We start from the raw sequence: 12,686 nt of genomic DNA on the forward strand, positions 1-12,686 counted from the left end.
ACCGAAACGAGGGGTCACTGGAACTCGACCTCGACGAAGGTGACGCGGACGACGACGTTGTCGGCGTCGCAGGTGAAGTCGCCGTCACTGTCGGGGTCTTCCCAGCCGTCCGTATCCTCGAAGTACCGGGTCCACGCCTGGTCGAAGTTGCTGGTCGGCACGTCGACGGTGACGCTGTCGGCAGTGACCGAGCTACCGCGGGAGAGGTTGGGGTAGAGGACGTCGGTGTCGTTCTGGCGGCTGATTATCTCGGCATTGATCTCGCCACCGATGGCGTTACTGTCGCTGTTCAGGACGACGATGGAGACGACGGCCTGGTCAGAGGATTCGCTGCAGAGGAACGACGGCTCTTCTATCATGACGCTCGCAGAGCCGTCCTTGCGGAACACGGCCCCGTTCTCGTAGGCGACGTCCGTGTTCTCGAAGCTGTACTGGAGCGACCCCGTGGTCTCGGAGGCGACGGTCCAGGTCGTCCCGTTCGAGAGGGTGACCTCGACGGTCATCTGTGATTCGTCGTCGACCTGGAGCGTGCCCTCGCTGAGCTGAATCGCGCCGGAGCGACCGGGGGCTGCGCCCTCCTGGATGTCGTCCAGACTGACCGAGAGCGCCTGGAACGCCCGGGCTGCGTTCGTCTTCTGTTCGCCCTCCTGGAACTCGCTGAGACTGCTGAATCCGATACCGTAGGTGACGCCGACGGAGGTGATGATGATGGAGAAGACGATGACGAACGCGAGCACGTCGCTGACTGCTCGTCGCTCGCTCGGGGACCTCATCGGCGAACCCCCATGGCCGTCTGGAGCCTCGGGTGTCCGCGGGCAGGCGTTATCGGGTCGTCCTCGAGACGGAGGGTGGACCCGTCGTAGACGACGTAGAAGTCGCCACCGCTGACCCGGCTCTCGGTGACCGTCGTCGAGCTACTGAACGGGACGTAGACCGTCACGTCTACCGATGTCGCGTTCAACACGAGGCATGGTTTCGAATACACGGCACAGGAAGACCCTGGTTTGAGATGGACGGTGTATCCGGACCCAGAGACCGACGATGGGTGGCTGGATTGCACGCTCATCGTCGAACTGGGGCCGTCGGCGGCACGGTCGACGCTCGCGAGGTCGGAGGCGATACGGTTGCCGATGGTCCGCATCTCGTCGCGGGCTGCATCGGAGCGTTCGTCACGCAGGAGTCCACTCGTTCCGACGAGGAGGCCCGCGATGAGGATGGTCGTGATGCCGATCGTCAGTACGTGTGTGACGGCTATCGAGACGCCACGGTCGTCGGAGAGGGGGATAGAGCGGGTCATCGTGAGGTGTTGTAAACCGGGTCCGTGCGGTAGGTCTCGCGATACGACAGACTTGGACTTTCGTACCGGATATCGACGCCAGCGCGCCAGACGATGGGACTGTAGTCCGGGTCGGTATCGATGACGGTGAACTCGTCTAGGTTGTTCTCGACCGAGCTGACGTTGCTCAGGTAGAGCGAGAAGTTCCCGGTGACGTTCTCGGAGTCTCGCATCCAGAGTTCGTAGCCACCACTGCTGAGGTGCTCGATGTCGTCGGTGAACTCGAACGAGCAGTCGTCGCCCTGGACGCTCCCGTTGGTGACGTTGATGGTGAACGCGTCAGTCGAACTGACCTCGCAGGTGACCGTGTTGGCGTTCCGAATCTCGTCGTGCCAGGAGTACCCGCCAGGAGTACTCACACTCGAATCGGTCACGGTCGAGGTGTTCACGATGAGGTCGTCACCACTCTCGTAGAACCGGATGACGCGCCACTTCATGTCCGTCCCGTCCCGGCCCTGTACCGCGATGTGAAACGAATCTTCCCAGTCATCTGAATTGAGGCTGTCCAACGTGGTGTTCATCTCGAACCGGGCGACGTCCGCGGGGTCAGAATCGGAACTATCGGTCGCCAGGGCCCAGTTGTCGTCGAGGTCGTTCTGGAAGTTATTCACGCCATCCTGAAACACGCGAGCCCCGACCTGACTCTCTGAATGGTTGTAGCTGACGTTGACCAGCCGTGGACCCTGTTCGGAGTACGTCTCCCGCAACAGCGTGTTGTAGTCACTGACGTTGGTCGCCATGTTCGACCGCAGGTCGGTGACGGTCTGGTTGTCCTCGTTGAGTGTGCGTGAGATAACGACCGCCGTTTCCGCCGATGCATGACGGAGCTCCTCGCTGTCGTCGACCGCACTCACGCTCCCCGTGCTGTCGACGTTCTCGGTGAACAACACGGTGTTGAACACGACGACGATGCCGAGGATCATGAACGCGATGGCGAGCGCGCCCACGAGGACCAGCTGTGCGCGGGACCGGCCGTCCGAGGCTGCGAACCCTACCATATGATGATGCGCACCTCCACGACGTTATACACTGGACTGTTCGGTGCAGCATCCCGGATGGGGAACTCGGAGCTGTTGGTCTCCCACAGCTCGGGGCAGTCCGGTTGACAGCCCTGCCCGGTCAGCGTCTGGTTGTCGTACAGGGTGACGGTGTACGTCGCGGCGATGGCTGACTCGGTCGGCACGCCACGGTAGACCATCCGTTCGGACGGCGAGAGCGTCGGGTCCGACGGGTGGCGGTACGTCACGATGATGTTGTACTCGCGGCCCTGTTCGCCGAACGTCTGGTTCAACATCTCGCCGAAGGCCGTCCCGTCCGCATCGCACGCCGTTATGTTCGGCGGAGGTTCCGGCCCGTAGCCGATGCGCTCGTCGAAACCACCGGCGAACGTGTTCTCGGTCGTGGATCCGTTCCAGTGTCGAACCTGGCACGACAGCGACTCCTCTTGCGAGCTGATGATGAGGATGTCGTCGGCCTCGACCCGTAGCTGTTCCTGTACGTCGCGACTCACCTTCCCGGAGGTCGTCGGCATGATGACGACCGACTGCAGGGCGAAGAGGACGGCCGCGAGGACGAGGACCGACCCGATGAAACCCTCCAGCGTGTACGCCTGTGCTCGTTGGTCCTGTCTCATGATTACCACACCTTCACGACCACGAAACACTGCACGTCACAGCGACCACCGGTGACGACTATCACCCGGGTCGTCGACGCGGCCGGGGTCTGGCCCTCGTACAGTGTCCCAGCGGTCAGGTTGGTCCCTGACGCTCGCTGGAGGGGCGTGCGCGTCCCGGTGTCGGTGACGTTCACGATCGTGATGTTGATGTCCGCAGTACTTCGCAGCCCGAAGTGGTCCTGGAGCGCCGATTCGCTGTTCGTGCTCGCCAGGAAGCTCTCGAGCTGGCTGTAGTTCAACGTCCGGGGCTCGCCGTCGACGTGGTTCTCCGCGATGAGGGTCGCCGCGACCCGGTCGGTCTTCGCGGTGATGTCGTCGCCCATCGGCGAGCCGAACGGCGTCAGCAGGCTCGGGAGGAACCCGAAGGTGAAGCCGACGGTCAGCAGGAAGATGCTGATTCCGATGGCGAAGTCCTGTGTCGTCTGTGCGCGCTCGTCCTGCCCACAGTCGATGGTTTTGCCTACTGATTTCATCGTTCTCACGCGACCGCCGCCCACACCACCAGTGCGATCGTCATCAGGATGAGCACGAACTTGAGGCCACTCAGGATGTCCGCGTCCCTGATGTAGCCCGCGATGAGCCCGGAGAGCAGCGCCTGCAGCGTCACCGCGTGGAAGAACAGCAGCGACAGCAGGTTGGTGTTGACGTTCCCACCGAAGCTGGGCCCGCCGGCACCGCCTGCTCCACCGCCACTGCCTGAACTGGTCTCGGTCAGCCCGGTCAGCACGTCGAGGAACTGCGTCTTCAGGATGGCCATCACCGCGAGCAGGGTGAGGTAGGTCATGATGATGATGACGACCTGCATCCGGGTGCGGGACTTGCGTTCGCGCTCGATGTCGTCCTGGTTCTCCGAGGCCTGTGCCGCCGTGGTCAACACGTCCGTGATCTGGCTCGACGCCTCCTGTGCTTTCGAGATGAGCTTGACCGTGCGCGCCAGTCGCGGGATGTGGTACTTGTTGTTGAACTCGACCAGCGCGTGTTTGAGGCTCATCCCGTAGTTGACCTTCGTGTGCATGGTCTCGAACTCGGTCGCCAGCTTCCCGCTGGTCGTGTCAGAGACCGTCCGCAGGGATTCAAGCAGGGTCTGGCCGGTGTCGTTCGCGCTCGAGAGTTTGCGGAGGTTGTCCGAGATGTTCGAGATGACGCCCTTCCGGGAGCGGACGTTCCACTCACGGAAGATGGTCAGTGGGAGGAAGACGATGTACACGGGCAGGTAGATGTACATGAACGTCCCCCAGACCGGACTGTCGACCAGCTCGCCCCAGGAGGTCGGCACGGCACCCGAGGCCATCGCGACGACCATCAACACGAGGACCGTCGGGACGGTGAGCGCCAGCGTGTACAGTGGGTTGTCCCGGAAGAACAGGTGCGGGGCCTTGAGGACCTGGATGGTCTCGTAGGTCCCCTCCCGGTTCTTGATGCGGTCGAAGACGCTGTACTCGCCGGTGAACTGCTCGATGAGACCGAGGTCGAGCAGGCCAGCACCCTGCTGGACGCTCAGTCGCTCGTCCGCGTCCGAGGGCAGGAGGAACCCGTCGCCCGGGTCGTCCTCTTTCACCGTCGAGACCAGCACGAGGAACCCGGCACCTGTCAACGGGATGAGGCCGTAGACGGTCCCGAACAGCATATTGACGTTCGCTTCCCCCAGCATCTGCATGATGACCAGGATGATGATGAGCAACAGCGGGAACAGCGAGAGCGTCATGTACATCTCGCCGAACAGCTCCAGGGTCTCGAGGGTCAGCTCCTGTTGCTGCTTGGCAGTCCGCATGTGCTTCTCTTTCTTGTCGTAGAGGAAGCTCTCCATGTCACCCCCGGAGTTCACGATAGAGAGCATGTCGGTGAGGAACTGCGAGAGTTCGTCGCTTGGGGTCTCCATCGCCTGGTTCCGGATGGCGGTCCGGTAGTCGGTGTCGAAGTACTCCGTCTCCTGGACGATGGACTGGAACTCCTTGGCCACCTCGCCGTAGGTGTCCTCCGCCCGCGCCATCGCCTCGAGAATCTCGAGCTGGTTCAGCCCACCGACCGAGAGCGCGTACATGAACGAGACGGCGTCGGTCAGTAGCATGTCTATCTCGCGCTTCCGGGTCGATGCCCGCGAGTACGGCACTGCGACCAGTGCGCCAAAGCCCATCGCGAAGCCGATAGAGCCCAGGAACAGCCCCGTCACGAGGATGAGCGCAGGGACCTTCACCGCCTGGATGATGGCGACCAGCGTCGCGTTCGGGATGGTCGCCCCGAGCAGGCTCTCGGTCTCGATGAGCCCGGTCGCGAAGATGAAGTAGCCGACGAGCGTCCCGAGCACCCACAGCATCCCGCCCGTGAGGACGCCGATGGCGAGCGAGCGCGAGAGGTACATCTCGACCGTGTCAGCCATCCGTGACTGCGCGAGTTTCGATTCGACGTCGGCGACGAAGTCCGAGTCCTCGCTGAACAGTCGCTCGTAGAGCGGGTAGAACTTGTCGCCGAGTGAGTCAGACGACGTGCTGAACCCTGAGCCGCCGGTATCACCACGCGTCTGGAGGCTCATTCGGCATCACCGTCGAACACGCCACCGGTCGAATCGTCGGAATCGTCGTCGGAATCGTCTCCGGGGGCATCGTCGTCCTCACCGAAGACGGAGTCGCCGTCGTTGTCGCCGAAGATGCTGTCGCCGTCGTCAGCCTCGCCGTCGTCGTCTCCGTCCCCGAAGACGGACCCGCCGTCGGCCGGTTCGTCGTCGGTCCCGAATATCGAGCCGTCCTCGTCTTCGGGTGCGGCCTCGTCGTCCATCTCGAAGGTGGCGTCCGCGGATTCTGCGGCCCCGTCGGTCGGGGTGGACTCGTCTTCACCGTCGTCGGCCGCGCCTCCGAACATTCCATCGTCGTCCGGGACCTCCTCGTCGTCTGCCTCCTCGGTGAAGAGGCCGCTGCCGCCCTCGTCCCCGAAAATCGAGCCGACGTCGTCCTCCTCGGCGAAGAACGGTTCGTCGTCGCTTCCGAAGAACGCGGTGTCGTCGTCCGGGCGGCCGCTGTCGGTGTCGAACATGGATTCGGTCCCCGTGTCCTCGACCTCGCCGAAGATGGGACCGGGGTCCGATTCCTCCTCGCCCATGGAGAACCCACCGTCGTCGCCCGCATCCACAGTGCCGCCCGCGCCGCCATCGTCGGGGACTGCGTCGTCGATGTCCGAATCGTTCGCCGTCGCCGCACCGTCGACGTCGTCGGTCGCCCCGTCGCCCGACGCGGCCGTGGTGTCGTCACCGGTGGTCGTGTCCTCGTTCTCTATCTCGGCAGCGGCGGCCTCCAGGTCGAGCGTTATCTCCTGTTCCGGTTCCGAGTCGGCCGATTCCGTCGTCTCCGGAAGCGTCTCGCCATCGCCATCGTCACCCATCGTATCGAGTGCCGTTTCCTCGGTGGCACTCGCGTCTGCCGATGCCTCGGCGGTCTCCCCTGATTCGAGCTGTGGGGTTTCCCCGGGTGCGGGGTCGGTGTCTTCGCTGGCGCTCGCGTCGGCCGTTTCGCCGGAATCGTCACCGAACCCTCCGAAGCCGTCGTCGTCACCGAAGTCGAAGCCACCCTCGTCGTTGAGCCAGGAGGGGCCGTCTTCGACCTCGTCGCCGTCGCTGGAGAACGTGAAGTCGTCCTCGTCTTCGTCACCACCGAGCATGAACGAGCTGTCGTCGTCCTCGAAATCGAACTCGTCGTCGGTGTCGGCCTCGATGGTCGGTTCCGCCTCGTCGTCCATCCCGGAACCTGAGAGGGCCGTGTCGACGCCGAGGCCGCTCAGTTCCTTCCCGCGGTACTCGTCGAACAGCGACTCCTCGGCGCGTTCGAGGATGTCCTGTGAGAGGTTGTACGTCTCGTCGCTTGCGTCCGGACGGGGGACCTGTTCTTCGTCCTCCGGGTCGATGTCGATCTCGACGGACTCCATCTCGCGCAGGTCCTCGAGGCTCTCCTCGAGCTTGCCGTTCGCGATGAGCGTCAGGATGGTGTCGGGGTCGTTGATGTACGCCTGCACGGTCGCGGCCACCTGCACGTACTGGTTCAGCCCGTTCTTGATGAGGTACGCGATGATGACGCGTCGTTTGAACAGCTCGTCCTGGAGCTTTTCGTAGCTCCACCCGCGGTCGAACTGTATCTCGTCAAGCGTGTTCGAGTCCCCCATCTTGAGGTACTCGTCCGTCTCCGCCTGCCACTGGTAGACGTCCTGAACGTTGATCTCGTCGTTCTCCGCGTCGTAGTGGTTGATCTCGGTGAGGTTCTTGTTCCGGCGGACCTTGTTGCCCTGGACCCGGGTCTGGGTCTGGATGGAGACGAGGTCCAGCGCGGTGAACATTGTCTTCGAGACGTTGATGGGGTCGGTCGTGAACCGCTTCAGGACCTCACCCACGGAGTCCGCGTGGAACGTGGTGTAGGTGGTGTGGCCCGTGGACATGACCTGGAACAGCGTCCGGCCCTCCTCACCACGGATCTCACCCATCACGATGTAGTCCGGGCGTTGACGCAGTGCGGCCTCCAGCAGGTCGAACTCGTCGACGTCACCCTGTGAGTCCTCGCTGAACGAGGGACGGGTGACGCTCGCGATCCAGTTCCGCTGGGGCAGTTCGACCTCGCGCGTGTCCTCGATGGAGACGATCTTCGTGTTCGAGGGGATGAACAGCGAGACCGCGTTCAGGCTCGTCGTCTTCCCTGACGCGGTACCGCCAGCGAAGATGAGCGATTTGTGGTTCTCGATACAGAGCCAGAGGAACGCCATCTCGTCCAGCGAGAACGTGTTCCAGTTGATGAGGTCGATGGGCGTGAACGGGACCTCCTTGAACTGACGGATGGTGTAGTTGGTCCCGTGGTCGGACACCTCGCGACCGAGGGTCAACTGGGCACGAGAGCCGTCCGGGAGGGTCGCGTCGACCTGGGGTCGGCGCTTCGAGATACCCTTGCCGGACCGCTGGGCGAGTTTGACGACGAAGTCGTCGAGTTCGCGCTCGGCGTGGAAGATGTTCGAGATGATCTGCTCGTAGCCGGAGTGGTAGACGAACACCGGGGAGTGGTACCCGTCGACCGAGATGTCCTCCACGTTGATGTCGTGCTTGATGGGGTCGATGCGCTCGTACCCGATGAAATTGCGTTTCAGGTAGTACAGCAGCTTCTCGACCTGGTACTCGTTGAGCTGGTCCGCGTCGGCGGCGATGACCGCGGGTTCGGGCCGGGCCTTGATACCGTCGAGCTGGACCTCTTCGAGTTCGTCGCTCTCATCTTCTGGCTCGCCGTCGGTGTCGAACAGCGCTCGAATCTGTTCGACGATTCCTTTGTCGCTGTCGCTGGAGCGGTCGACCTTCTTGAACAGGTCGTACCGTCGAAGCAGCCGTTTCGTCTCGCGGTCGATAACGCCGCGTCGCGCCTCCTCGTCGCCCTCGACGGTGATCTCCTCCTCGGAGTACTTGATCGCGGTCCGGAGCTTCCCGGACATGAACTCCTGCAGGTCGTCTTCGATCTGGTTGCGGTACGGCTCGATGGCGTAGTACTTCTTCTCGTTCTCCTTCTCGGAGTGGAAGATGATGACGAAGGCGTAGGGTTTGTTGACCCAGTAGCGCTCGACCTCGCGGAAGTGGAGCTTCTTGTCCATGGGAACCGCCTTCTCGAGGTCGTAGCGGTTGACGACCGTCGTGTTCCCTGCGTCGGTCGAGAAGAACTCGTCTTCCTCCTCGTGCGTGATGTTGACGGTCCGGTCGTCGACGACGCTCTTGAGCTCCTGTGCGAAGTCGTCGGCCTGACTCAGCACCCCTTCTATCTCGTCGGATTCGAAGCCCAGGTACTCGGACTCGTCGAGTTCGACCTTCTTCCCGTCGCTGTCGTGGGGAATCGAGCCGTCGTCCTCGTAGTGGTACTGCCATTTGAAGTGCTCCCACGTCCACTCGTCCTTGACCACGGGGGTCGTCTCGGGGTCACAGTACTCCGCGAACTGTTCCCAGAGCCACTTCCCGTTCGCGGCAGCCTGGTCCGTGATTATGTCGGGGAGTTCGTCCGGATGGAAGCCGAGATACACTTCGGGGTCGAAGTCTACACGGTTCCACGCGTCGCCGTGGGGTGCTGTCTGGACCTCTCCTTCACTGTTGCCGAGGCCCAGTCGCTTTGAATCGTCCGTCGTCTGTCGGGTGACACCAGAATAGAGTGTGGAGACATCGTCGTCGTACCCGAATTCCGCCATGAATTCCCGCCAGGTATAGTCGCCCACTCTGGTGTCGGAGCCCGTCGTCGGCCCGTCGGGCGGGCTCTCTTCCGACAGGGAGGCCGAATCGTCAGTCCCCTCGAACTGATTCGACTCGGTTCCGTCGGCATCGTTAACAGCCATTGACTACCCCTTTTCGTCGGCAGTCAAAAAACCTTCCACAGATTATCACCTATGAGAACTAGCTCTAATCACGTAATTATACTGAATAATTCTCCATTAGGGCCCGTGCCGTCCGGGGGTTTTCTGACGATACGATACGGTCACTGGTGGTTTTAATTCATGTATAGTTCTCTAAAATTATCATTTACCGAGTGGTAAATCGGGTCGTTTAGATAGAATTAAACGGGGGGACAGAGGGCCGAGATTGGCCAAAAACGCTTTACTGCTCGACTTTCACCCCGCTACGCCGAAATCCGCGCCGAGACGACCCGGACGCCATCGCCGTCGGGCGACGAATCAGCTCGTTCAGCGACACGTGACTCCGCCGTATTGTTGGTCATTGTGAATGTCCGGTTCGCTTCAATTCGCTCGCGTGCGGGGCCGTGCGAGTCAAACATACTCTGGGACAGACGCGGCACTGGCAGTGAATCCAGGTCGCGCGACAGTTCCATGGGCCGGGCCTGGCGAACCCTTGTGCCCACCAGCTTCGGTCCATCCAGCACGAGCGTGCGCGGGACGAGATTTGACCCGAAGCAAAAGAGTCCGGGCGTGCGGCCCCGCGGGCCGTTCGTGGCTGTGACTTGCAGGGTCGAACCCGCACAGTTCGCTATCGTCTTCGCTTGCGCTCAGACAGCGTGACGGGGGTCCCGTGAGCCTGCGAACGGGACTCAGGAACGCTGTCTGAGCGCAAGCGAACGAGCGTGACGGGATTCGAACCTCGGTCGCTCACTTGCGTTCGCTCTCTGATTCGAACCCCCACCCTGCGTTCTCGATTTCGCTTCGCTCAATACGAGAACGGGCGTGACGGGGTTCGAACCCGCGATCAGGGGGTTAGGAACCTCCTGCCCTATCCACTAGGCCACACGCCCGCAGCGCCGAAAAACGAGTCGCGGAATCGCCAGCCCGCTTACTTCTCGTCGGAGTCCGTCTCGGTCTCCGAGGCCGTTTCCGTCTCGGTGACGGTCTCGGTGTCAACGGAGGTGTCGAGGGACGTGTCGACCTCGCCCGTCGCGCCGTCGCGCATCTCCTGCAGTTCTTGTTCGACTTCTTCGCGCCCTTTCTGGAATTCGCCCATCGCCTCACCGGTCGAGCGTGCGATCTTCGGGATCTTGTTCGCGCCGAAGAGCAGCACGACGATGAGGAAGATGACTATCATCTCGGGGCCGCCGAGGCCGCCGCCGATGAACAGTGGTGTGGTTTCGAGTGCCATCTCTATGCGTGGCTTACCCGCTGGCAATTATAACCTTTTTGCTCCCCCGTGTCACACCACCCCGTGCAGTCCCCAATCCCGTGATGGATCCCACCCTCGCCGTCCTGTAGCGCAACCCACTTGTCACTGGTTTCCCAACGCGAACCTGTTATGGTAGACGTAGGCGACGAAGCCCCAGACTTCACTGCACCGCTTGCAAACGGCGACGTGGACTCGTTCACGCTCTCAGAGCGTCTCGACGAGGCCCCCATCGTGCTGGCGTTCTTCCCCGGCGCATTCACCGGTGTGTGCACGACAGAGATGTGCACGTTCCAGGACCAGCTCGCCGGCTTCCAGGACGTCGGCGCGACAGTCTACGGCGTCTCCGTGGACTCGCCGTTCGCGCTGAACGAGTTCCGCGAGAAGAACGGGCTCGAGTTCGGTCTCGTCAGCGACTTCAACAAGGAGATCATCGACGACTACGGCATCAGCATGGACTTCGCCGACCTCGGTGTCTACGGTGTCGCAAAGCGCGCCGTGTTCGTCGTCGACGCCGACGGCGAGGTCACCTGGTGGTGGGTCAGCGACGACCCGGGCGTCGAGCCCGACTACGACGCCGTGCGCGAAGCCGCCGAAGCCGCCGAGTAAACCGACACACGCGAAGGGCTTTTTTAGCCGGCCGGTGACCGTCAGTGTATGAGTGATACCGACGAGTCCGGCGTCGAGGGTCGTGTGTACTCCCCCACAGACCAGCACGCCTTCGACGACGAGAAGTTGAACAAGGTCCTCGAATTCGTCGAGAGCGACCCCGAGATACTGGCGTACCTCGACGCTCAGAACGTCAACGCGGTCACGCGCAAGGGGTACAACGACCACGGTGCGAAACACATCTCCATCGTCCGGAACCGCGCCCTCTGTCTGTACGACCTGCTGAAGCGCGCCGGGGTCGACTTCAACGGGGCGCTCGACCACGGCCTCGACGAGTCGGACGAACCCGTCATCATCGCCCTCGCGGCCACCCTCCACGACATCGGCCACGTCGTCCACCGCGACGACCACTCGTACTACTCGATTCCCCTCGCCTCCGACGAACTCGACCGCATCCTCCCCGAGTTCTACAACAAGCCCGACTGCGTGCGCATGAAGGGCGAGGTCCTCCACGCCATCCTCTGTCACCACACCGCAGAGCAGCCACTCACCCGCGAAGCCGGTGTGGTGCGCGTGGCCGACGCCCTCGATATGGAGTCCGGCCGCTCGCGTATTCCCTACGAGAAGGGTGGTCGCGGTATCAACACGCTCTCCAGCCAGGCCATCAAGAACGTCTCCCTCCAGACTGGCGATGACCACCCGGTCCTCGTCGAGATCGAGATGACCAGCGCGGCCGGCGTCTACCAGGTCGACAACCTGCTCAAAGCGAAGCTTCGGGACTCGATGCTCGAGGACCTCGTCCGCATCGTCGCCATCAAATCCGGCAGCGAGACCGACGACCTCGTCGAGCGTATCGAACTCTAGGGAGGTACCCTCCGTTCGGCCGTCCGTCCTCGCTCGTGACGTGCCCTACTTGAGCCTCCGGCCCATAGCACGCCCATGCCAGATACCGACCGTGAGTGGCCAGACCCACCCACGACCCGCCGGACCGACATCCACCGCGTCGGTGTCCGTGTCGGCTGCTCGGTGGTCGTGGCAGCAATCCTCGTCGCCGTGTTCTGGGACTTCCTCCTCGCCACCCTGCCGCTGTTCTGGCCACCGCAGGAACCGTTCTCGCGCTGGGTGACGTTCCTGATGCTGCAGGCGCTCGGCTTCGTCTTCATCCCGCTCAGTATCGGCTCGTTCGTCGGTGACCGACTCTACGACAGGTACTACTGACCGTCGGCGAGCGTGACCTGACCGGTGTCGTCCCGGTCGACGAGGCCGCGCTCTTCGAGCGTCGAGAGGACAGAAAAGAGCGTGAGTTTGCTGAGGCCCAGTGCATCCTGGAGCTGTGCAGTCGTGGACTCGCCAGCCGTGTTCAGGTAGAGACAGACCAGTTTCCCTGTCGGTGACCCGACCGACTGCACCGCTGTCGTTTCGAGTCGTTCCGCGCGTCGTGTCGCACTCATGCTATCCAACCAACGTCA

At 62.6% G+C, this 12,686-nt stretch carries 12 protein-coding genes and 1 tRNA gene; 3 read left to right on the forward strand and 10 right to left on the reverse strand.

The features are described 5' to 3' along the window. Positions 1–14: 14 nt before the first annotated feature. The 9 genes from ACSC1S_RS05960 to ACSC1S_RS06000 form a co-directional block, all read right to left on the reverse strand. A complete protein-coding gene (locus ACSC1S_RS05960; protein WP_435363560.1) occupies positions 15–773 on the reverse strand; it encodes a DUF7289 family protein in 759 nt (252 codons plus the stop codon). Further along, positions 770–1,297, reverse strand: a complete 528-nt coding sequence (locus tag ACSC1S_RS05965; RefSeq protein ID WP_435363561.1) for a DUF7266 family protein — start codon at positions 1,295–1,297, stop codon at positions 770–772. The genes ACSC1S_RS05960 and ACSC1S_RS05965 overlap by 4 nt, the downstream gene beginning before the upstream one ends. Then, on the reverse strand, positions 1,294–2,334 hold the full coding sequence (locus ACSC1S_RS05970; protein WP_435363562.1) for a DUF7261 family protein: 1,041 nt from the start codon (positions 2,332–2,334) through the stop codon (positions 1,294–1,296). Before ACSC1S_RS05970 ends, ACSC1S_RS05965 begins: the two co-directional genes overlap by 4 nt. Further along, positions 2,328–2,969: a DUF7288 family protein gene (locus ACSC1S_RS05975; protein WP_435363563.1), complete on the reverse strand. Its 642-nt coding sequence runs from the start codon at positions 2,967–2,969 to the stop codon at positions 2,328–2,330. The genes ACSC1S_RS05970 and ACSC1S_RS05975 overlap by 7 nt, the downstream gene beginning before the upstream one ends. Positions 2,970–2,971: 2 nt before the next feature. Then, positions 2,972–3,484 carry a DUF7287 family protein gene (locus tag ACSC1S_RS05980; protein ID WP_435363564.1) on the reverse strand — a complete coding sequence of 171 codons (513 nt, stop codon included), beginning with the start codon at positions 3,482–3,484 and terminating at the stop codon, positions 2,972–2,974. A 5-nt stretch (positions 3,485–3,489) separates the two neighbouring features. Next, positions 3,490–5,541, reverse strand: a complete 2,052-nt coding sequence (locus tag ACSC1S_RS05985; protein WP_435363565.1) for a type II secretion system F family protein — start codon at positions 5,539–5,541, stop codon at positions 3,490–3,492. Further along, positions 5,538–9,341: an ATPase, T2SS/T4P/T4SS family gene (locus tag ACSC1S_RS05990; protein ID WP_435363566.1), complete on the reverse strand. Its 3,804-nt coding sequence runs from the start codon at positions 9,339–9,341 to the stop codon at positions 5,538–5,540. Before ACSC1S_RS05990 ends, ACSC1S_RS05985 begins: the two co-directional genes overlap by 4 nt. An 835-nt stretch (positions 9,342–10,176) precedes the next feature. Then, positions 10,177–10,249, reverse strand: a tRNA-Arg gene (locus tag ACSC1S_RS05995). Positions 10,250–10,287: 38 nt separating this feature from the next. Then, positions 10,288–10,590, reverse strand: a complete 303-nt coding sequence (locus ACSC1S_RS06000) for a twin-arginine translocase TatA/TatE family subunit (protein WP_435363567.1) — start codon at positions 10,588–10,590, stop codon at positions 10,288–10,290. A gap of 150 nt (positions 10,591–10,740) precedes the next feature. Here ACSC1S_RS06000 and ACSC1S_RS06005 point away from each other — a divergent pair, with 150 nt between their 5' ends. From ACSC1S_RS06005 to ACSC1S_RS06015, 3 genes are all read left to right on the forward strand, one after another. Next, the gene (locus tag ACSC1S_RS06005; RefSeq protein ID WP_435363568.1) at positions 10,741–11,217 is read left to right on the forward strand and encodes a redoxin domain-containing protein; all 477 of its coding nucleotides are present in this window, start codon (positions 10,741–10,743) and stop codon (positions 11,215–11,217) included. A 48-nt stretch (positions 11,218–11,265) separates the two neighbouring features. Next, positions 11,266–12,081: an HD domain-containing protein gene (locus tag ACSC1S_RS06010; protein ID WP_435363569.1), complete on the forward strand. Its 816-nt coding sequence runs from the start codon at positions 11,266–11,268 to the stop codon at positions 12,079–12,081. 75 nt (positions 12,082–12,156) lie between these two features. Then, positions 12,157–12,435, forward strand: a complete 279-nt coding sequence (locus ACSC1S_RS06015; protein ID WP_435317972.1) for a hypothetical protein — start codon at positions 12,157–12,159, stop codon at positions 12,433–12,435. Here ACSC1S_RS06015 and ACSC1S_RS06020 read toward each other — a convergent pair. Further along, positions 12,429–12,668, reverse strand: coding sequence for a helix-turn-helix domain-containing protein (locus ACSC1S_RS06020; protein ID WP_261650892.1), 240 nt, complete (start codon positions 12,666–12,668; stop codon positions 12,429–12,431). The genes ACSC1S_RS06015 and ACSC1S_RS06020 overlap by 7 nt on opposite strands. Positions 12,669–12,686: the final 18 nt, after the last annotated feature.

Origin of the sequence: Haloarchaeobius pelagicus, from assembly GCF_051207375.1 — an archaeon.
Classification (GTDB): domain Archaea; phylum Halobacteriota; class Halobacteria; order Halobacteriales; family Natrialbaceae; genus Haloarchaeobius.

Bases quoted from the DNA above. Each gene is read 5' to 3' on its own strand.
- ACSC1S_RS05960 (WP_435363560.1), bottom strand. From the start codon at position 773: ATGAGGTCCCCGAGCGAGCGACGAGCAGTCAGCGACGTGCTCGCGTTC.
- ACSC1S_RS05965 (WP_435363561.1), bottom strand. From the start codon at position 1,297: ATGACCCGCTCTATCCCCCTCTCCGACGACCGTGGCGTCTCGATAGCC.
- ACSC1S_RS05970 (WP_435363562.1), bottom strand. From the start codon at position 2,334: ATGGTAGGGTTCGCAGCCTCGGACGGCCGGTCCCGCGCACAGCTGGTC.
- ACSC1S_RS05975 (WP_435363563.1), bottom strand. From the start codon at position 2,969: ATGAGACAGGACCAACGAGCACAGGCGTACACGCTGGAGGGTTTCATC.
- ACSC1S_RS05980 (WP_435363564.1), bottom strand. From the start codon at position 3,484: ATGAAATCAGTAGGCAAAACCATCGACTGTGGGCAGGACGAGCGCGCA.
- ACSC1S_RS05985 (WP_435363565.1), bottom strand. From the start codon at position 5,541: ATGAGCCTCCAGACGCGTGGTGATACCGGCGGCTCAGGGTTCAGCACG.
- ACSC1S_RS05990 (WP_435363566.1), bottom strand. From the start codon at position 9,341: ATGGCTGTTAACGATGCCGACGGAACCGAGTCGAATCAGTTCGAGGGG.
- ACSC1S_RS06000 (WP_435363567.1), bottom strand. From the start codon at position 10,590: ATGGCACTCGAAACCACACCACTGTTCATCGGCGGCGGCCTCGGCGGC.
- ACSC1S_RS06005 (WP_435363568.1), top strand. From the start codon at position 10,741: ATGGTAGACGTAGGCGACGAAGCCCCAGACTTCACTGCACCGCTTGCA.
- ACSC1S_RS06010 (WP_435363569.1), top strand. From the start codon at position 11,266: ATGAGTGATACCGACGAGTCCGGCGTCGAGGGTCGTGTGTACTCCCCC.
- ACSC1S_RS06015 (WP_435317972.1), top strand. From the start codon at position 12,157: ATGCCAGATACCGACCGTGAGTGGCCAGACCCACCCACGACCCGCCGG.
- ACSC1S_RS06020 (WP_261650892.1), bottom strand. From the start codon at position 12,668: ATGAGTGCGACACGACGCGCGGAACGACTCGAAACGACAGCGGTGCAG.